The sequence below is a fragment of the Halobacillus locisalis genome (genome assembly GCF_013694105.1).
GTDB lineage: Bacteria > Bacillota > Bacilli > Bacillales > Halobacillaceae > Halobacillus > Halobacillus locisalis.
This window is the reverse complement of record NZ_JACEFG010000002.1, coordinates 766893-787385: the sequence shown is the minus strand read 5'-3', so window position 1 is coordinate 787385 and position 20493 is coordinate 766893. Positions and strand designations below refer to the sequence as shown.

The 20493-nt window shown below is 48.2% G+C and carries 19 protein-coding genes and 2 riboswitches; of the genes, 10 read left to right on the top strand and 9 right to left on the bottom strand.

Features of this window, described 5'->3' with window-relative positions; all coding sequences use genetic code 11:
* Nucleotides 1-89: 89 nt before the first annotated feature.
* Nucleotides 90-1391, top strand: coding sequence for a glycosyltransferase family 2 protein (locus H0266_RS10940; protein ID WP_181472426.1), 1302 nt, complete (start codon nucleotides 90-92; stop codon nucleotides 1389-1391).
* Nucleotides 1392-1619: 228 nt separating this feature from the next.
* Here the strand turns inward: H0266_RS10940 and H0266_RS10935 are convergent, their stop codons facing one another.
* On the bottom strand, nucleotides 1620-2426 hold the full coding sequence (locus H0266_RS10935; RefSeq protein WP_181472425.1) for a DUF4309 domain-containing protein: 807 nt from the start codon (nucleotides 2424-2426) through the stop codon (nucleotides 1620-1622).
* Between the two features lie 283 nt (nucleotides 2427-2709).
* On the opposite strand from H0266_RS10935, the gene H0266_RS10930 reads away from it, so the two are divergent.
* Entirely contained in the window at nucleotides 2710-2979 is a 270-nt protein-coding gene (locus H0266_RS10930; RefSeq protein ID WP_181472424.1) for a hypothetical protein, read from the top strand.
* A gap of 78 nt (nucleotides 2980-3057) precedes the next feature.
* Here the strand turns inward: H0266_RS10930 and H0266_RS10925 are convergent, their stop codons facing one another.
* On the bottom strand, nucleotides 3058-3741 hold the full coding sequence (locus H0266_RS10925; protein WP_181472423.1) for an LppM family (lipo)protein: 684 nt from the start codon (nucleotides 3739-3741) through the stop codon (nucleotides 3058-3060).
* 203 nt (nucleotides 3742-3944) lie between these two features.
* Here H0266_RS10925 and ymzB point away from each other — a divergent pair, with 203 nt between their 5' ends.
* Entirely contained in the window at nucleotides 3945-4286 is a 342-nt protein-coding gene (gene ymzB, locus H0266_RS10920) for a protein YmzB (protein WP_246363863.1), read from the top strand.
* 110 nt (nucleotides 4287-4396) lie between these two features.
* Here the strand turns inward: ymzB and H0266_RS10915 are convergent, their stop codons facing one another.
* From H0266_RS10915 to H0266_RS10895, 5 genes are all read right to left on the bottom strand, one after another.
* Nucleotides 4397-4594, bottom strand: a complete 198-nt coding sequence (locus H0266_RS10915) for a cold-shock protein (RefSeq protein WP_181472421.1) — start codon at nucleotides 4592-4594, stop codon at nucleotides 4397-4399.
* 319 nt (nucleotides 4595-4913) lie between these two features.
* Complete coding sequence (locus H0266_RS10910) at nucleotides 4914-5144, bottom strand: hypothetical protein (RefSeq protein ID WP_181472420.1); 231 nt, start codon at nucleotides 5142-5144, stop codon at nucleotides 4914-4916.
* A 623-nt stretch (nucleotides 5145-5767) separates the two neighbouring features.
* Nucleotides 5768-6544: an ion transporter gene (locus tag H0266_RS10905; protein ID WP_181472419.1), complete on the bottom strand. Its 777-nt coding sequence runs from the start codon at nucleotides 6542-6544 to the stop codon at nucleotides 5768-5770.
* 201 nt (nucleotides 6545-6745) lie between these two features.
* A complete protein-coding gene (locus H0266_RS10900) occupies nucleotides 6746-6943 on the bottom strand; it encodes a cold-shock protein (RefSeq protein ID WP_181472418.1) in 198 nt (65 codons plus the stop codon).
* A 237-nt stretch (nucleotides 6944-7180) separates the two neighbouring features.
* Nucleotides 7181-9169, bottom strand: a complete 1989-nt coding sequence (locus H0266_RS10895) for a sigma 54-interacting transcriptional regulator (protein WP_181472417.1) — start codon at nucleotides 9167-9169, stop codon at nucleotides 7181-7183.
* 150 nt (nucleotides 9170-9319) lie between these two features.
* Between H0266_RS10895 and yfcC the strand changes: the two genes are divergently transcribed.
* Both yfcC and iadA read left to right on the top strand, forming a co-directional pair.
* The gene (gene yfcC / locus H0266_RS10890; RefSeq protein WP_181472416.1) at nucleotides 9320-10813 is read left to right on the top strand and encodes a putative basic amino acid antiporter YfcC; all 1494 of its coding nucleotides are present in this window, start codon (nucleotides 9320-9322) and stop codon (nucleotides 10811-10813) included.
* 15 nt (nucleotides 10814-10828) lie between these two features.
* The gene (gene iadA, locus H0266_RS10885; protein ID WP_181472415.1) at nucleotides 10829-11992 is read left to right on the top strand and encodes a beta-aspartyl-peptidase; all 1164 of its coding nucleotides are present in this window, start codon (nucleotides 10829-10831) and stop codon (nucleotides 11990-11992) included.
* Nucleotides 11993-12124: 132 nt separating this feature from the next.
* Here iadA and H0266_RS10880 read toward each other — a convergent pair whose 3' ends face one another.
* Complete coding sequence (locus H0266_RS10880; RefSeq protein ID WP_181472414.1) at nucleotides 12125-12322, bottom strand: cold-shock protein; 198 nt, start codon at nucleotides 12320-12322, stop codon at nucleotides 12125-12127.
* 232 nt (nucleotides 12323-12554) lie between these two features.
* A complete protein-coding gene (locus H0266_RS10875) occupies nucleotides 12555-13595 on the bottom strand; it encodes a lactonase family protein (RefSeq protein WP_181472413.1) in 1041 nt (346 codons plus the stop codon).
* Between the two features lie 228 nt (nucleotides 13596-13823).
* A riboswitch (SAM riboswitch) is annotated at nucleotides 13824-13927 on the top strand.
* A gap of 73 nt (nucleotides 13928-14000) precedes the next feature.
* Nucleotides 14001-14108, top strand: a riboswitch (SAM riboswitch).
* Between the two features lie 72 nt (nucleotides 14109-14180).
* Here H0266_RS10875 and H0266_RS10870 point away from each other — a divergent pair.
* From H0266_RS10870 to H0266_RS10850, 5 genes are all read left to right on the top strand, one after another.
* A complete protein-coding gene (locus tag H0266_RS10870) occupies nucleotides 14181-15335 on the top strand; it encodes an acetyl-CoA C-acyltransferase (RefSeq protein ID WP_181472412.1) in 1155 nt (384 codons plus the stop codon).
* A 19-nt stretch (nucleotides 15336-15354) separates the two neighbouring features.
* Nucleotides 15355-17292 carry an acetoacetate--CoA ligase gene (locus tag H0266_RS10865; protein ID WP_181472411.1) on the top strand — a complete coding sequence of 646 codons (1938 nt, stop codon included), beginning with the start codon at nucleotides 15355-15357 and terminating at the stop codon, nucleotides 17290-17292.
* Between the two features lie 200 nt (nucleotides 17293-17492).
* Nucleotides 17493-18452 carry a thiolase family protein gene (locus tag H0266_RS10860; protein ID WP_343063260.1) on the top strand — a complete coding sequence of 320 codons (960 nt, stop codon included), beginning with the start codon at nucleotides 17493-17495 and terminating at the stop codon, nucleotides 18450-18452.
* A complete protein-coding gene (locus tag H0266_RS10855; protein ID WP_181472409.1) occupies nucleotides 18449-18859 on the top strand; it encodes a Zn-ribbon domain-containing OB-fold protein in 411 nt (136 codons plus the stop codon). The genes H0266_RS10860 and H0266_RS10855 overlap by 4 nt, the downstream gene beginning before the upstream one ends.
* 93 nt (nucleotides 18860-18952) lie before the next feature.
* On the top strand, nucleotides 18953-20452 hold the full coding sequence (locus tag H0266_RS10850) for a sodium:solute symporter family protein (protein WP_181472408.1): 1500 nt from the start codon (nucleotides 18953-18955) through the stop codon (nucleotides 20450-20452).
* Nucleotides 20453-20493 lie beyond the last annotated feature (41 nt).

The following is a 20493-nucleotide window of genomic DNA, read 5'->3' as shown; positions in this document are numbered from 1 at the left end:
TGATGATGTGTTGAGTTGAATCAAGTAGGGTATTACCTAATAGGCACAAAGTTACATGCCACTTAATACTTAAAAGGAATGAAATAAACATGAACTACTACATACCTGTCCAGGCCAAGTTTTGGGTCGGCCATATTTTTGCTATATTATGGACGTCATTCGCAATATACATATCTGTTCCTTGGGTTGTAGATTTAGCAGAAGTGGTATCGCTACCCTTTTCTATATTTATAATTAGTGGGATTGCTTATATACCAGGCTATATGAACGCCTTTCTCATCATCTCCATAATCTCAGACAAGCAACCTCCTCTGAAAGAAGCATACCTAGAAGAGCCTGTAACCATTTTAATGGCTTGTCGTAACGAGCAAGGTCAAATTGCCAATACGCTGACATACATAAAGAGTCAAAAATACTCCCCAGATATTAGCGTCATTATTGTTGATAATGGATCATCAGATAAAACAACTGAAGAGGCAGAAAATACGTTGCAAGAACTAGACCTATCAGGAAAAGTTGTACAAGAAGAAAATCCAGGGAAATTCAACGCATTGAATAAAGGGCTGGAATACGTGGAGACAGAATTCGTCATTACACTCGATGCAGATACGCTATTACACTCAAGAGCGGTAAAGTACTTAGTAGCCAGGATAATCACATCTCCAGAAAACGTTTGTGCTATCGCTGGGTCTGTATTAGTTCGGAACAGCAGAGAAACGATAATAACACGTATGCAGGAATGGGATTATTTCCTTGCAATTGCTTCCATTAAGAGATTACAAGGCTTATTCCAGGGTACCCTCGTTGCTCAAGGAGCATTCAGTCTATATAAAACTAAAACAATAAAAGAACTAGGAGGTTGGCCAGACGCTATTGGAGAAGACATCGTTCTGACATGGAACATGCTGTACAGTGATCAAAAGGTTTTCTTCGAACCATTAGCTGTCGCCTTCACGGAAGTGCCGTCAAATTTGAAGGAATTTATTACTCAACGCTCCCGGTGGGCAAGAGGAATGATTGAAGCTTTAAAGGAAACTAAACCTTGGGATCAACCTATGGTTTATACAAAGTATTTAACCGGAATCAACTTAATCATGCCCTTTTTGGATTTCTGTTACACTTTTTTCTGGTTGCCCGGTGTAATTCTAGCCTTCTTTGGAGTTTATTGGATAGTTGGCCCTATGACACTTCTTGTATTACCTTTAACACTTATCAGCTATAGTATCTTATACAAATATCAAAAAGAGGTCTTCAAAGATTTGAACTTAAGAGTTAGAAAAAACATACATGGATTTTTGTTCTTTGTGTTGTTTTATCAAGTTATCATGGCACCTGTGTCTGTGTGGGGCTATCTTCAAGAATGGTTTAAGCTTAAAAGAATCTGGGGGTAACTCTTAGGAGCGTTTTCGTTTCCTAAAAATGCACTTTGACCTTTATACAAAAATACTCAGTTTAAGAACGGTTCTTTCTAGACTGTTTCTCTTCCTTATGATCGTGCTGCTGTGCATTCATATTCTCATGGTATTCCTGCGATCTATAAAACAAAGGTAAACAAAGGTAAACAAAGGGACGGTTCTTCTGTTTGATTACATTCAAACAGAAGAACCGTCCCTACGTTTTTATTGTCTTTCAGCTAAAATGAAGTCACTGACTGGAGATGTTCTATAATCACCGTCTATATGCAGTACCAATTTATACCCTGGAAGATTGAAATAAGCCCAGTAATTCGAGCTCCCTTCACCTGGGGGTCCATACCCCGTTGCTTCTCCGAATACCTTCTCAAAATCGGCCAGCGTGTAGCGGTCTTGTTGAAGAGGAACACCAATCGCTCTCAACGTCGTATCCCCGAAATTCGTTCCGAACCAATAATTATCAGGATAGGAGATATATTTCAACCCTGAATAACCGAACTCATTGGTAGGCTCCCCTCTGTCCGCGATGACATCGTTGATCGAATCCCCGATTGTGTAAGGGACATCTTTCACCTTGCCTTGATAGACCAATTCTTTTAATTCTTGGTCAAAATATGATTCAGACTTTGTAGAGAATGGCATCGTCAAAACGTCTTGATACTGCTCTCCATTTGAAAAGGTAACGCCCTCTTTAATATGTAGTTCGTACGTCGTTTCTGGTAAGTAACCTGAGGAACCAGGTGTAACGATAGCTTTGTTCCCTTCAAATGTAACCTCAGTCTGGAATAGGCTTCCGTCCGCCCTCCTTATTTCAAAATGACTCTTGTTTTCCACCGAATCTTCAATCTCAACGTTGAATGTAATCGTCCATTCCTTTTGCAGATCCACGTTGTCCTTGGATTCCCATTGCAAAGATTCCGCTTGAACCGGAGCCGCTATCGCTATGACGAATATAACGATGAGCATAGCTGATTGAGCTGTCTTGCTGATGAATGATAAAGTGTGTTGACTCATGATCGACCTCCTTCAATAATTTGAACATCAACCCGTTTAAGGATAGACATTCGGATATAGTTTAACATAGTTAAGTTTAATCCTTCCATTTTAACCAAAACATAGGGACGGTTCTCTTGTTTGAGTCTCGTGATCAAACAAGAGATCCGTCCCCATGTTCCAAAACTCTCATCTCAGATAGAATGAGAGTTTTTTATATGAATCTAGTATTTTCGTTATAATTGTCTGACTATTTGGATAAGATAATCATACAAGACCACATTCAAAGAAAGAGGTGTTCACTATGCAGATCAAAGCCAAATGTAAGAAAAGTATCATGAGCACAACACCTATACAACTGAACGATGCCAAGAACGAAGAAGCCTTCAAGAAACTATTGGACGAACCCCATCACTGCTTATTTACAGAAGGAGAATACTATACCTTCACAATCGGTCCTCATGTTTGGGAAAGTACCAATAATTTCTCTGATTGGCACTTGTTCAACGTCGTCCGTGATTTCGATACGGTAGCCGACCACTTTGAGCTGAAGACTTTATCTCAAACATCTTGAACATAGGGACGGTTCTCCTGTTCGGTTGTGATTCACAACCCAACAGGAGAACCGTCCCTATGTTTTATTTTCCACGTTTTATTTTCTGAACAGCCAAAACCCGATGCCACCTAAGACTACGGCAAGCACTCCCACGAGTATTGCGATATTCCGAACGTTCGGCACGCTCATTTCGACCATCACGTTCGTCGTTCCCGCCTCCTGGATATCCCATTGCAAGACATCACCTTCCACACGATCCGCGTTATGAGATTTAGGCGACAAAGGGGGATCGAGTGTGAACGTCAAATCCAACTGATCGGCAACGAGCGCCTGCATTCCGCCAAGAACTCCGGAATTTGAAAGGTCGACCTCCGCTTCGACTTTATATGTATTGGTAAAAAGCCCGCGCTCTGTCGTCATATCTATCGGTGACCCTCCGATTGCCGAGGCTGCTTGTGCTCCGGATAGATCTCCCGAAACAGGGAGGATGTCCATTTCTTGAATATCTTCAAAGCTCTTCATCGCCCGAAAACCAATGTAGCCGCCCTCTTCGTATGGTTCGACTTTATAGCCCTGCTCCTCCAATTGTGTAGTGGCATTATCTACCATCCCCTCAGCACGATTACCGAACTGCTCGACCGTCTTTTCCTCGATTCCGATCGTCACCGTATGCTCTCCGCTTCCATCCTTATTGACCTCTAACTTGAAATCCCCTTCCACGCAAGCCGTCAATAGCAGCGATAATAGCAGTATCGACAACGCTAGTCCTTTTCTATGCATCGGTACACACACCTCTCTGAAGCTGCAACTTCCATCTAGTTCAACTATATGTTGTAAACCTTTTTCCTATGAAAAGTTCACAGTTTCCAAACCAAAACTCCTTTATCCATTTTACCATTCATCAGTAAAATGTTGGATATAAATGGACTGCCCGTTGCATGATAACCGCTCCAGTGGAAAAGATAATCGCAGGAGGGATGAACATGACCGATTTGACGATAGAAGAATTCAACCAGCTCTTACAACAATGGCAGGGTGAGAACATTCGTATTCAAAAGCATGAACTGCGCGATGAGGACACGGTAACGATGAATCTGAAGGAAATCTCGTACGAGTCGAATACACGGCGTTTGGACGAATACACGCCAATGCATTTATTATTCTTGCACGGGCAAGGACAAACGCAAACGGGCGCACAAAATGCTCAACCGCTTCCTTCTCCATATTACGAAATACCGCTGGAGGATTCGACCAGGTACCAACACCTCAATGACCGCTTCACTCTAAACACAGAACGTGGAACCTACACGATCGAGAAAGAGTGAACAAAGGGACGGTTCTCCTGTTTGAAAACAAACAGGAGAACCGTCCCCACGATAAATTTGTGCATAAAAAAAGAGACTCCCTATTTAGGAAGTCCCTCTTACAAAACAGCTTATCTTTGAACGTTAGCTGCTTGTGGTCCACGGTCGCCTTCAACGATTTCGAAGTCAACAGTTTCGTTTTCTTCTAGAGTTTTGAAACCTTCACCTTGAATAGCAGAGAAGTGAACGAATACATCGTCTTGACCTTCTACTTCAATAAATCCGAAACCTTTTTCTGCGTTGAACCATTTAACTGTACCTTGTAACATAATGTTACCTCCTGCGTGGAATTGCTCCACAATGTATTACTATTATTGCTCTAGAAATTCAAGTGAAAGTTGCGAAACTTTTTTCATATTCATCAACGAACAAGAATAATTAATTCCCACTATACGCCCCATATTGTAATGTGTCAACCATACGACCAAACGTTGGGACGGTTCTCGTGTTCAGTTGTGAAAATCAAACACGAGAACCGTCCCTACATCAAATCATAAAACGATTCCTGTCCCAGATGACAGACATATTCTTTGACGAGTTTTCTTAAGTCATTTGGGCTATCCAAGTACATCCAGTCATCTACCCCACCTAAGTATCAATTTCGTCATCATGAAATAACACTTTTAACTCCCTACGTACAAATACTTTTCCACTAGGATCTTCATAGATTTCATAGCCATCAGGCAGCTCGTCCATGTCCGCTCCCGCACCCGTTTTCTTCTTCGAAGCAAAATAAGTCGTGTTCCCTTTCTTCGTCTTCTTACTTTGCAGATAATAAACATCTCCGCGGAAACTCCTGTACTTCAAAGCCATTATCACCGTTTCAATACTAGATTACATTAGACCCTACCCTTCCTTTTGAAAAGGAACAGAATCTGTTTCTGGTCCTTTTAACACAAAACGAAAATGTTCATAATCCAATGTAAAGTTTTGCTTATAAAAATATATGTTTCCGATTCGCTTCACATTTTCTAAGAGGAGATTTTTATTCCTCTCGATATCATTTCTAACATCAAGAACACTGTACGTGACTAACAAATCGGCTGGACATGTAGGTTTCTCTACTAACTTCCTCATCTGCATTAATTCCTCTCGTCGAAAAGGAGGGCCTAAATAACCCAAATCACTAAACTTTTTTACGATTCTGAGCTTTTTTGATATACAGTAATGAGCAAAGATTTTATCTTGGATAGCGATTCTCTCAACAGGCGAGCTTCCCCCCACTGACGTCACAGACTTCTTGTAATAGCAGAAAACATCCCTCATCTCATTCGACCCCTTCGCTTCCTTCACATGAAAATCATATGAATCTTAGAAATTCGATTTACATGCTAGTATTCCAGTTTTCACCAGACTCTATTCACGAAGGCAAACTAAGGTCAAACAAAGGGACGGTTCTCGCGTTTGGTTGTTACGCCAAACAGGAGAACCGTCCCTACGTCTTATTTATCTCGAAGCATTTGCTTCAATTCCTGCAAGTCTTGCTTAATTTGTTCCATATCCTTGCTTTCCTCTTCCGCATGCTCAGATATCTGCTGGGCGTTGTTGACGATTTCCCCGACGATGAGATTGAGGATGATGAAGGCGGAAATAGTAATGAACGACACGAAATAGATCCAAGACCATGTGACTTCAGCGAAAATCGGACGGAAGACGCCGCTCGCCCAGCTTTCGAGCGTAAACACTTGGAACAACGTCAACGTACTTAACCCGACGTTTCCGAAGTATTCAGGAGCCAAATCACTGAAGAAACTCGTACCGATAATGGCATAAATGTAGAAGATGATCCCCATCAGCACCGTAACTGACCCGATTGCCGGGATTGCCATGAACAACGCCCTTACCAAACGGCGTAACGATGGGACGACAGAGATGGCCCTCAGTACTCGGAGAACCCGCAAAATACGAAGCACCGCAATAAAATGACTGTTGTATAAGACAAGCGTTCCGAACACGATCACAAAATCAAAGATGTTCCATCCATCCTGGAAGAAACGGAATCGATAGACCGCAAGCTTCATGAGAATTTCAATCGTGAAAATGACTAACACAATGATATCAAGTGCGACGAAGATCTCTTCATACTGAGAATAAATCCGCTCATCTGTCGCAAGACCAAGCAGGACGGCATTGAAGAGGATCACCGCCAGAATGAACCTAGTAAACCATTTATTTTCGACTATTCGTTGTAGCTTGATGATATTTTCCCCGCTTTCCACACCTTATGTAGTTCAACTCTTGATGCTGTGTGTTTTATAGAACCGTCTTCTTTATATAGGATTCCTACCTATTAGTCAATGGATATTCTATAACATCTGCGTGGGGACGGTTCTTCTGTTTGGGTTTAGCAACCCGACACGAGAACCGTCCCCACAAAAAAAGAGACTTCCGAGTCGGAAGTCTCTCTTCATGAAGATCACTTATCTTTGAACGTTAGCGGCTTGTGGGCCACGGTCGCCTTCAACGATTTCGAAATCTACTGTTTCATTTTCTTCTAGTGTTTTGAAACCTTCACCTTGAATAGCAGAGAAATGAACGAATACATCGTCTTGACCTTCTACTTCAATAAATCCGAAACCTTTTTCTGCGTTGAACCACTTAACTGTACCTTGTACCATAATGTTGCCTCCTGCGTGGAATAAACCCACATTGTATTACTATTATTGCTCTAGAAATTCAAGTGAAAGTTGCGAAACTTTGTTTATTCATCAACGAACAAGAATAATTAACCCCCACTATACGCCCTTTATTTCTATGCGTCAACCATATGACTTGATATGGGGACGGTTCTTCTGTCCGGTCTCCTCAACCAAACACGAGAACCGTCCCCACGCAGAGCACCCACGCAGAGCAAGTCACAAATACCTCATTCCAGCTTTCGTCAGTTCCGTTCCCGCACGCCCTCGTTTCACCACGACGAGCCCCTTCTCTTCCAGTTCTTTAATGACCTTTCTCGTTTGCTGTTCCGATAAGGGATGATCACTCTCCTCGCTTCGTTCACTGATCCGCTTCCGGCTCGCTCCGCCGGATTCCCGGTTCAATTCATAAATGATACGCAAAATCGCGCGATGCTTCTCTTCCTCCACCATCGTCACAGGGGCAGACTTCCTGAATAACGGCTGCCCCGCCAAGTCATCCGGCGTCAGCCACTCTCCTTCTCCTACCGTAATCAAATACGACAGGACATTGCGCAACTCTCGCACATTGCCGGTCCACGAATGGCCTTTAAGCCGCTCCATCAGCTGCGGACTGATTTTCCTATCAGCCTGATGAGATTCCATCAGAAAGTGGTCGATCAGCAACTCCAAATCATCGATTCGTTCTACTAAAGGAGGAATCTGCAAAAATAGAACGCTGAGACGATGATAAAGATCCTCCCGGAAATCGCCCGTCGCAATCAATCCACGCAAGTCCTTATTCGTCGCAGCTAAAACGCGCACATCGACCGAGACATTCTTCGTGCCGCCGATTTTCCGGATTTCCATTTCTTGAATAACTCGAAGCAGACGTGCCTGGAGCTTCAAGCTGATATCGCCTATTTCATCAAGGAAAAGCGTGCCCCCGTCCGCCTGCTCGAACAGTCCTTTCTTGCCACCTTTTTTCGCGCCCGTAAACGCCCCTTCTTCATATCCGAATAGCTCACTCTCAAGCAAGTCTTCCGGAAGCGCGCTGCAATTCACCGCCAGAAAAGGTTCGTGACGACGCGCGGAATCGTTATGGATGGCGCTTGCGAACAGTTCTTTCCCCGTCCCGCTGCCTCCCTCAATCAAAATCGGGAGTTCCGTCCGGGCTAACTTCGACGCAATCGCTTTCGCTTCCTCGATCGGATGACTCTCTCCGATGATGTCGTCGAACCCGTATTTCGCAATATATCCCGTTTCCCTCAATTGGCGCCGGGCGGCTTTTTCCATCGAAATCGTCTCATCCGTATTTTTAAAAACGAGCAGCAGATCTTCCCCGGCGTCCCACTGAAACCGGTAGACCATGACGGAGTACCCGTTCAACGTGAACAACTCCGCCTCCTCAGTGGATGATTGCAAAAAGCGCACTAAACGACCATCCGAAAATATTTGATCGAGCGTTTTGCCCGTGGCATAGGACGACCGGTAGCCGGTGTACGTTTCCATCAAAGAGTTGAACACAGTCACTTTTCCGCTAGAATCAACGGCCATCACGCCTTCATTCACCCCGTCGACAACCTGCATCAACCGTTCGTTCATCGAAGCCGTCTGCCTGTTCACTTCGGCGAGCTTTTGACTGAGCTCAATGATCTTAGCGGTGTAGCGGCTGGATAGGATACCGCCGAGCTGCTGTTTCAAATGGAAATGCTCTAGAATTTCAAAGAGCGTGCTAATATTGATTAACCGGACCCCGATATCGACGACACTCGCCACCGAGCGCGGCACGACCGCGATTTCTCCTGGGGTGATGGCCGTGGAGAACCCCGAACGCGTCCTCGCTCCCGGGTAGTAGCTCGTATACGATAGATGATCCATGCCGATTTTTTGGAGCGTATCAATCGTTTCCTCCGCCATCTGCCTCGTATCGTTGACACAGAGCACCTCCGTCCCTTGAGGAATTTCGAATAGACGGCCGATCTTTTCAAAATTGATCGTCCGTTCCGCCGTAATCGTATGGCAGCGACTCCCCTTCACATGAGCAGCCTCCATCTCTACCAGCTTGGAAGAGTAAATCAACAACCCTTCTTCGATTCTATATGGCATCTGTTCATCTACGGCAAAACTCCGGATTTCAAGCGTCCCGCCGAGCAAATCGGTCAATTGGTTATGTAGGGCCTGCCTCGTCTCCTCCGTCCCTGTAATCAACGTCACATCATGATTCATCTCGTCACCCTTTTCCGTCGTTTATTGGTTACATTATAACAACCAATGAGAACCAAATAAACGCCAAAACCCCAGAAAATTCAGAATAATAAAGTTGGCACGATTCTTGCATGTACATAGGTAAGGACAATCATAAGGAGGAACAATGCAATGGAAGAAAAGAAAAAATCGGGGTTCCAGATGCCCCACACGTACGTCATCATCTTTTTTGTTGTCATGTTGGCCGCGGTACTCACGTATCTCATCCCGGCCGGAACGTTCGAAACGAAGGAAGTCACGTATGAAAGTGGCGGAAGCGAGGAAACACGGACCGTCCTGATTCCAGAAAGCTTCTCGACAGAAGGCCAAGCGACAGAGGGAACAAGTCTGTTCGAGCCTGGTGGCGGAGTCGGTTTCTTGAACTATGTGTTTGAAGGAATCGTCTCGGGTGATAAATGGGGATCCGCTGTCGGCGTCATCGCCTTTATCCTGATCATCGGCGGAGCTTTCGGCATCATCATGCGCACGAGAGCGATTGAAGAAGGAATCCTTGCGGTCATCGATAAAACGAAAGGAAAAGAAGTGCTGATCATCCCGATCATGTTCTTTCTCTTCTCGTTAGGCGGCGCGGTGTTCGGCATGGGCGAAGAAGCGATCGCCTTCGCGATGATCCTCGTCCCGCTCGTCATTGCGCTCGGGTATGATGCGATCACCGGCATCATGATCACCTACGTCGCCACGCAAATCGGCTTCGGAACATCATGGATGAACCCGTTCGGCGTCGCCATCGCGCAAGGTGTGTCAGACGTTCCTGTGCTTTCCGGAACACCCTTCCGTATGGCGATGTGGTTCGTTTTCACCGCTGTCGGTACGTATTTCACGTGGCGCTACGCTCAGAAGATCCGTAAGCATCCAGAAAAATCGCTATCGTATGGATCGGATGATTATTTCAGAGAAGACTTCAAGCATACCGACCTCGACGTGAATTTCCGCACTGGACATGCGCTCGTGATCCTGACCGTCGCTGCCGGGGTGGCCTGGATCATTTGGGGAGTGGTCGAGCACGCGTATTACATCCCTGAAATCGCCAGTCAGTTCTTCACGATTGGACTCGTCGCGGGAATAATCGGCGCCATCTTCAAATTGAACCAAATGCGCGTCAATGATATCGCAGAAGGCTTCGCTCAAGGGGCGAAAGATTTGCTGCCGGCGGCCCTTGTCGTCGGGATGGCGAAAGGGATCGTCATCATCTTAGGTGGCGACGATCCTGCTTCGCCGTCTGTGTTGAACACGATTCTTTATTCTGGCGGACAGCTGCTGGACGGCGTCCCGGAAGTATTCTCGGCCTGGTTGATGTTCTTCTTCCAGTCGATCTTCAACTTCTTTGTCGTATCCGGGTCCGGACAAGCAGCGCTCACGATGCCACTCATGGCGCCACTTGCTGATATCGCAGGCGTGACGCGCCAAGTCGCTGTGCTTGCCTTTCAGCTTGGAGACGGACTGACCAACATCATCGTTCCCACCTCAGCCGCACTTATGGGAACGCTCGGTGCCGCTCGTCTTGACTGGGGCACGTGGTTCAAGTTCATCATCAAGTTCCAACTGATTCTTTTCGGATTGGCGAGTTTCTTCATTATCCTTGCCGTCTTCATCAATTTTAGCTAACAGGAGGATGACATCATGCTTACACTCATACAAAACGCCGACGTCTACGCGCCCGAATCGCTCGGGAAAAAGGACGTACTGATAGCCGATCAGCGCATTGCGAAGATCGCCGATCACATCGAGCCGGTCGATTGGATCGAAACGGTCGATGCGGCCGGAAAACGGCTGATTCCAGGACTCATCGACGGCCACGTTCATATTACGGGAGGAGGCGGAGAAGGCGGTTTCCGCTCCCGCACTCCTGAACTCACACTGACGGATGCGACGATGAGCGGCGTCACGACCGTCGTCGGGGTCATTGGAACCGACGGAACAACACGTACCATGACGAACCTGTACGCGAAGGCCAAAGCGCTGAACGAAGAAGGACTCAGCTGCTACATTCACACCGGGTCCTACCAGATTCCCGTCCGCACCCTGACCGGTAAAATCGAAGACGACCTGATCTTGATCGATTTGATCATCGGAACGGGCGAAATCGCGATCGCCGACCACCGTTCTTCGCAACCTACCATAGACCAACTCGCAACCGTCGCGTCCGAATCCCGGATCGGCGGGATGCTTTCCGGCAAAAATGGTGTCGTAAATATTCATCTCGGGGACGGTTCTGATGGTTTAAACTTGATTGATGCGGTAGTCGACACGACCAATGTTCCGATCACCCAGTTTTACCCGACGCACATCAATCGGAACGAGAAGCTATTCACAGCCGGCATCGAATACGCGAAGAAAGGCGGGTACGTCGATTTCACGACGAGTACGATTCCGAAGTTTCTTGAAGATGGGGAAGTCAAAGCACCGCTCGCCATCAAACGGATGGTTGACGCCGGCGTGCCGATCGACCGGATCACGATGACGTCTGATGCCCAGGGGAGCCTGCCTGATTTTGATCAGGACGGCCGCTACATCGGAATGAAAGTCGGCCGCGTCCAGTCGCTTTACGAAGCGTTTGTGGAAGCGGTCCACAAACATCACGTCCCGTTCACAGATGCACTCCAAACCGTCACGGCAAATCCCTCTTCCGTTCTCGGCCTGAAACAAAAAGGCCGAATTGAAGAAGGCGCAGACGCCGACTTCGTATTGCTTGATCCCGATACACTGGAAATCGAATCAGTCTATGCACGCGGAACCAAAATGGTCGAACACAACACCCCCATCGTCCGCGGAACATTCGAATAATCTTTCATAGGCGCTCTTTCGTGGGGACGGTTCTCGTGTTTGAAATCAAACACGAGAACCGTCCCTACGCCAAATTGCACACAAAAAAGGAGACTCCCGAGTCGGGAGTCTCCTCTTTATATCAAGCAAAGCTTAGCGCTGAACGTTAGCTGCTTGTGGTCCACGGCTTCCTTCTTCAACTTCGAAAGAAACTGTTTCGTTTTCTTCTAGAGTTTTGAAACCTTCACCTTGAATAGCAGAGAAATGAACGAATACATCGTCTTGACCTTCTACTTCAATAAATCCGAAACCTTTTTCTGCGTTGAACCATTTAACTGTACCTTGTAACATAATGTTACCTCCTGCGTGGATTTGCTCCACAATGTATTACTATTTTTGCTCTAGAAATTCAAGTGAAAGTTGCGAAACTTTTTTCTCTATTCATAAACGAACAAGAATAATTAATTATTACTATACCCTGTTTTTTCCTATCTGTCAAACTTTCGCTCTAAATTAGTGATTCTTTTTTGTGTCCCCTGGAACCAAACACGAGAACCGTCCCTACGATCGGCAAGCCCAAGCTCTATTTAAATTTCACACAAACGGGTTCAGGAACATGCACATCCGATTGAACAAGAGACAGCTTCCCAGTCGTCAAGTCGCGTTCAAACAATGTCATCGTGTTTGATTTCTGGTTTGTCACAATAAGAAATTCTTCAGAAGGATCCAGTACAAAATCACGTGGCCAGTTCCCTTCTGTCGACGTCCACTCGACAAACGTCATTTGACCGGAATCTTGATCCACTTTATAAACGGCAATCGAGTTATGCCCGCGGTTACCGGCATAGACATACTGGCCATCAGAAGAGATATGAATCGCACTTCCATCATTCGTTTCCGTAAACGTTTCCGGAATCGTTTTGATCGATTGCTGTTGTGTAAAGCTACCATCTTTCTCATCATAGTGAAGCACAAGGACTTCTGAGCTCAACTCTGTCATCACATAGGCGTACTTTTCGTTCGGGTGGAATGTGATGTGTCTTGGGCCACTGCCAGGAGCCGTATTGAACACTTGTACTTGAGTCAACTCTCCTTGATCGGCAGCATACGTGATGACACGGTCACTTCCAAGGTCGATCGCGATCACATATTTTTCATCCGGTGTGAACCCAGCGTAATGCATGTGAGGTTTCTCTTGTCGCTCATGAGGGCCCGTCCCCTCGTGTTCCACCACAGAATGGGCTGGATTCAAAGATCCATCTTCATTCGTCAGATAAGACACGATATTCGTCGTATGATAATTCGCCGTTACAACCGTTTTCGTCTCATGGTCGACACTTACATGACACGGAGGCGAACCTGCGGCAGATTGAGAATTCAATTTGGTTAAAGCACCCGTTTCCTCATCAATGGAAAAAGCCGCAACGCCACCATTCTCCCCTTCTTTCGATACCGCGTATAAATGTTGACGATCATCACTCACCGTCACATACGTCGGGTTACTTAATTCAGCAGCTAATGTCACGTCGCTCAACGCTTTCTTGTCCGTATCCAGTGTAAACTGATACACGCCTTTACTATCTTGTTTCGTATACGTTCCTACATATCCAATTCGTTTTGCCATTTGAATGCTCCTTTTAGAAAAGTATGATTGTGCCGTTCGGCAGGCTGTGTTCATTATCTCATAACATCCTTCTCTATTCACACGACAAGTCTTTGTGGGGACGGTTCTCGTGTTTGGTTTCAAACACGAGAACCGTCCCCACAAAAAATTCAGACTTTTCCATAAAATCCATTGACACCGATCCTTCACCTTGCTAACATAGCACATAACCAAATAAACGTTATGAACATCTTATCCAGAGAGGTGGAGGGAGTGGCCCTGTGAAACCCGGCAACCGCTATATTGATAGCAAGGTGCCAAATCCTACTGAGCATAGCTCAGGAAGATAAGAGAATCTCGAGTCTCTTACCCTCTCTATTTAACAAAAGTAGAGAGGGTTTCTTGTTTTCCCAACTAAATAATGAATTCTTATCCAGAGAGGCAGAGGGACTGGCCCGTTGACGCCCGGCAACCATCAAGCAACCGCTTGATAAGGTGCTAATTCCTGCAGGAGATGATCCTGGAAGATAAGAAGAGCCCTAGAGCCCTCTTCTTATTTCGTATGAAGAGGGCTCTTTATATTTCAACAAAAGGAGTGTTATATACATGAAAACCGTACTATTAGATGGCATCCGTACCCCGTTTGGCAAGTGGAAAGGTTCCTTGAAAAAACACACCGCAACAGAACTTGGATCCAAGGCGCTCAGTGCGCTGCTCGACAAAAACCCAACCGCCAAACAAGCAGATGGCGTCCTACTTGCCCAAGTCATCCAAGCCGGCGGCGGTCAAAATCCAGCCAGACAAGTCGCTTATGAGGCAGGGGTTGATATCGCGACACCCGCCACCACACTGAACAACGTCTGTTTAGGCGGCATCGCGACCATCGCCGATGCCTCCCGTAGACTTCAACTGAACGAAGGCGATTTATACATCGTCGGCGGATTCGACTCGATGACGAACGCGCCTCATACCGCTCCCGTCAGAACATCTTCAGGACTCGGCCATACCAAGCTAACCGACACCCTCCTGAACGACGGGTTATGGTGCGCCCTATCCGATGTCTCGATGGGAGCCCTGACCGATGAGAAAAACCAATCCTTCGACATCACTCGTAAAGAACAAGATGAATACGCCACCCTTTCCCAGCAACGCGCCACGACTGCACAGGAAAAAGGATGGCTGCAGCCTGAAATCGCTCCTATCCAAGGGATCTTGGAAGAAGACGAAGGCATCCGCAAAGGAACGACAATAGAAAAGCTATCCCATCTCGCCCCAGCTTTTTCTAGCGAAGGCACCATCACTGCCGGAAACGCGTCGCAAATGACGGACGGGGCGAGCGTCGGGATCGTTACCACACAACAGAAAGCGGACGAACTCGGACAGGATCCGCTCGCCGAAGTGATCGGTTGGTCAGAGATCGCCGGACCCGATCCTAGTTTACAAACGAAACCATCACAGGCTATCCAAACCCTATTAGACCGACACGACTTAACGACAGACGATATCGATTTATTCGAAATCAACGAAGCGTTCGCCAGTGTCGTCATCGCAAGCTGCCGGGAACTCGACCTAAATTACGACCGTGTGAACGTCAACGGCGGCGCCATCGCGCTCGGCCATCCGCTCGGCGGCACAGGATTCCGACTCGTCCTCACCCTCGCCCATGAACTGAAACGACGCGGCGGAGGCAAAGGAATCGCCTCCCTCTGCGGCGGTGGCGGACAAGGCATGGCGATTTTGATAGAAGTACCCCGTACATAACGAAAAGGAGGCAATACCAATGACCGCACCCATCACAGCCAAGCGTTCCCCTTCCATCTGGGAACCGTCAAACGAACGAATCGAACAATCGCACATGAAAGCTTTTGCTGACTATACCGGACAGCCCCTTTTCCCTTATGAACGGTTCCACCGCTGGTCGGTTTCTCACCTGTCGGAATTTTGGTCAGCCGTGTGGGACTACGCCGGCATCATAGGACATAAAGGCGAGCGCATACACATCCCCGGTGCTTCGATGCCCGACAGCCAGTGGTTCCCGGAAGCCCAGTTGAATTTCGCCGAAAACCTACTCCGCGGCTCGCTTGACCGAACCGTCGCCTATGAAGCGAATGAGTCAGGCGTCAGCCGGAGCATTACTCTACACGAACTCAGACAATCCGTCGCCAAAGCTCAAGAAGGGTTGAAGCGACTCGGCGTCCAACAAGGTGATTGTGTCGCCGGCGTCACGACGAACGATATCGAGGGGCTCGTCGCTTTACTTGCGACCACCTCCCTCGGCGCGACGTGGACGTCCTGCTCCCCTGACTTCGGCACCAAAGGCATCGTCGACCGCATCGGTCAGGTGAAACCGAAAGTGTTGATCGCGACTCTCACCTATCAATATAAACAGAAGACATTCGATATCGAAGATAAAATTAAGGAAACGACGGAGCACCTTGAAGGCCTTTCCGCTCTCATCACACTCGGCGGCGAATCTTACGCAAAAGACGCTCTTTCTTGGAACGATCTTTGCAACAATGAAGCTGAAGAACCGACGTTCCAGCCCGTTCCATTTGATCATCCGTTATACATTTTATACACCTCCGGAACGACGGGACTCCCGAAAGCGATCGTCCATTCTACCGGCGGGACCCTGCTTCAACATGTGAAAGAGCATCAGTTCCACTGTGATATCAAGCCGGGAGACGTGCTGTTCTGGTACACCAACACCGCCTGGATGATGTATCCATGGCTCATCTCAGCGCTCGCGAGCGAAGCGGCCATCGTGTTGTACGACGGCTCACCCATACGAAAGGACGCCCTCACCCATTTGTGGGACGTGGCGGATGAAATCGGCATCACTCATTTTGGGACAAGTCCGAAGTATTTGGATACGTTGATGAAATCGGGGATCCACTTGAAAAGCAGCCACTCGCTCCAAGCGTTAAAGAGCGTGTTATCGTGCGGCGCTCCTCTCGCGGCCGAGCAGTACGACTGGGTGTATCAGACCATCAAACCGGACGTGTTCCTCACATCGATTTCTGGAGGAACCGAAATCATCGGCTGTTTCGTGATGGGCTCGCCCGTTCACCCGCTGAAGCGAGGCGAAATCTCAGGCAAAGCGTTAGGCATGGCGGTGGATGTCTTAGACGAGCGAGGGGCATCCGTGTACGAAGAAAAAGGCGACCTCGTGTGTACACAGCCGTTCCCGAGCATGCCGCTCACCTTCTTCGGGGAAGGCGGAGACGAACGCTACCGCAAGAGCTACTTTTCCAAGAGGCCGGGTATTTGGACACACGGCGATTTAGCGGAACAAACCATCGATCAATCGATGATCATCTATGGTCGCGCCGATACGACACTGAATCCAGGTGGGGTCCGGATCGGCACAGCTGAGATTTATGGTGTTGTGGATTATATAGAAGAAATCAGGGATTCCGTCGTGTTCGGGTGGCCGAAAGAGCATGATGAAGACATCGTCCTTTGTGTTGTCACGGAACACCTTACCGATGATTTAGCAAAACAAATACGACAGCAAATCCGGGCGAAAGCGTCGCCGCGGCACGTCCCGAAACGGATTTATCAAGTGGAGGCCATCCCCCACACGATCAACGGGAAGAAAGTCGAAGGAGCAGCCAAAACCGCTGCGTTAGGCAAGGAAGTCAAAAACGAAGCATCGTTACGTAACCCAGCAAGCTTACAAGCGTTTCGAGAGCTGTCAGAAAGGGAGTTCGTGTAATGGCCACCCAAGCGCAATCGGCAATCATCGGCATCAGTGAACTGAAGCCCGTCCGGTATTCCACCGGACAAACGACATTGAGCTTAATCGCAGAATCCGTCCGTCTCGCGATTCAGGATGCCGGCATCTCGAAGGACGACGTCGACGGCCTCCTCGTCGGACCACAAGTCGGCGAAACGCCGCAACATGTGCCGGCGACGGTGTCCGAGTATCTCGGAATTGATCCCACCATGTCCAACACGGTCGACCTCGGCGGAGCCTCTGGAGCGGGGATGATTTGGAGAGCCTCCGCCGCCATCCAGGCCGGCATGTGCGACACCGTCGTCTGCGTCTTAGCCAACAAGCATGAAAAAGGCGATTCATTACGCTCCCCGAACCGCAATCCGATCCGCGAATTCGACGTGCCGTTCGGGGCATCCGGCGCGAACACGTCCTATGCGCTTTTAAAAAGACAGCACATGGAAGAGTACGGATCGACCCAAGAAGATTTTGCAACGATCGCGTATTGGGCACGGAAAAATGCCCAGCTCAACCCGAATGCGATTTTTTATAACAAGCCCGCCGAAGTCGAAGATATTCTCGCGTCCCCGATGATTACCGACCCGCTACACTTACTCGAAATCGTCATGCCGGTCGCCGGGGGAGCCGCGGTCGTCGTCACGTCAGCGGACAAAGCAGCAACCGGAAAGCACAAACCCGTCTACCTAAAAGGAGCCGGTGAAAAAATCACTCACCGCGCGGTCAGTCAGGCACCGGCACTCGAGTCCCTGCCCTTCTATTCTTCGATTCCAAGGGCCTTGGAGCAAGCCGAGACGAACGTCGAAGACATCGCCCTATTCTCACTATATGACTGTTATACGAGCGTCGTCGCGACAACGCTTGAGAGTGCAGGTCTATGTAAGCCAGGCAAGTTCGGGGAATTCGTCCGAAACCACACCTTCGGACATAACGGAGATTATCCATTGAACACCCATGGCGGCCAACTCGGATTCGGGCAGGCAGACTTGGCAGGTGGCATGTCGCATGTCATCGAAGCGGTCCATCAACTGAGGGGCGAAGCCGGAAACCGGCAAGTCCCGAATGCCAGAAAAGCCCTTGTGACAGGGAACGGAGCGACATTAAGCGAGACGACGGCGCTCGTGTTAGGAGGAGAACGATGAACATATCATTACCAGGACCAACGATCACCCCCATCAGCGAGCCATTTTGGGAAGGCATAAAAGCCGGGGAGTTCCGTCTTCAACAATGTGAGCAGTGTGAGCGATCCATCTTCTACCCTCGCGCCCACTGCCCCCATTGTTTTCACAACTCGCTAACATGGAAGCGTGCATCGGGAAAAGGCAAGTTGAAAACGTGGAGCGTCATCCATCGTGCCGGCCATCCCGCTTGGCAGGAACTTACGCCCTATGTCGTCGGTGTGGTTGCCCTTGAAGAAGGCCCTTCTCTACTGACACATGTACTTATCGAGGAAGACGAGATCGCCTATAACATGAACGTCGAGCTCAACATCCGTCACATCGGCCCGCATCCCTTGCCATTTTTCAAAAAACAGGAGGAAACGATATGATTTTGACGTACTTCATCGCTGTCGCTTTATTTTGGTTACTCGGATTAGTCATTTGGAAAAATGTTTACTCAACGAAGAAAGGAGAACGATAAGATGCTGACAAGCTCAAGCGTATTACTTTGGACCGTTGTTTTTTTATTAGCCCTATACTTTGCCGCTGTGACGTGGGTGGGTAAAAAAGGGAGGAAACACAGCCAGTCGATGGCAGGCTTCGCGACCGCACGCGGAAAAGTGAGTCCTTGGCTCGTCGGTGCCAGCTTCGCAACTTCCTACGCCAGTGCCAACCTGTTCATCGGCGTCCCCGGACTCGCCTACGAACACGGAACCGCCGTGCTCTGGTACACCCTCGGCTGCTTCGGCGTCTCCTGGGTCGGACTCCTTTTATTCGCCAAAACGTTCTGGCGTTACGGGAAAAAATTCGGTCGCGTGTCGACACTTCCAGAGTGGCTCGGCAAACGTTATAACTCGAAAGCCTTGCAAGCCATCGTCTCGCTTCTGATCTTATTCAATGTCTATTATATCGTCGGACAAAATGTCGGACTTGCGACCATTTTCGAAACCGTCATCGGCATCCCGTATTTCTGGGGCATCATCATCGGGGTGGCCATCACGATTCTATATATCGGTCTCGGCGGCGCCTTCGCCCAAATCATCACCGACGGCATCCAAGGCATCCTGATGGCGATCACCTCTATTTTCATCGTCGTCTCCTTCTTCTGGACGATCGGCGGAGGATGGAACGTATTCGGTGTGTTGACCGATCGCCTGAACGCCATCGACCCGAACCTTACTGCAGCCATCGCAAATAGCGGTCCCTATAACAGCGCACTCGCCATCATGGCCGTGCAGTTTCTTCTATTCAGTTTCGTGTTGATGCCTCACCTGTTGAACAAAGTCCTTTCGATTGAAAAAGAAGAAGATTTGGCTCCCTTCACCTTATCCGCAGGGCTCGTGCTATGCGTCATTTCGACCTTGATGGTCCTCGGTGGACTCGCCGCCCGCGTCCTGTTCCCAAGCTTGCAAAGTGCGGACGCCGCGATTCCGACCTATGTGATCGAGGCCTTCCCGAGTGTTATCGCAGCCATCATGATCGTCGGCATCATCTCAGCCATCTTATCCAGTACCGATAGTCTGTACTTAGGGATTACGACAAGTATCGGCAACGACTTGTACCGCGTCGTCGCGCCGCTCCTGACCGCAAGAAAGATGTCAGCAGAAGAACTGGACAACAAGTCTTTGAAAGTGGCCAAAGGATCCCTTATCGTCGTAGGACTCTTATCGCTCTACTTCTCATTAGAACGACCAGAGTCGCTCGCGTTCTTGATCCAATTCAGCTTCTCAGCGATCATATCCGGCATCATCGCCCCAATCACGCTCGGGTATTTCTGGAACCGCGCCAACCAATATGGAGCTATAGCCGCAGTGATTACTGGAGCTAGCTTATATGTCGCCTTTACATCACTCAACTTGATCGGCAATATCTTCATCGCCATGTTCTTCAGTGCAGCTGCGGCGTTCATCATCATGGGCGCGGTGAGTGTGTTGACCGCTAAAGAGAATGAGGAGAATGTTTTGTTGGAGAAATCCAGTTAAGGGAGTTCACATGGGGACGGTTCTCTTGTTTGAAAATCAAA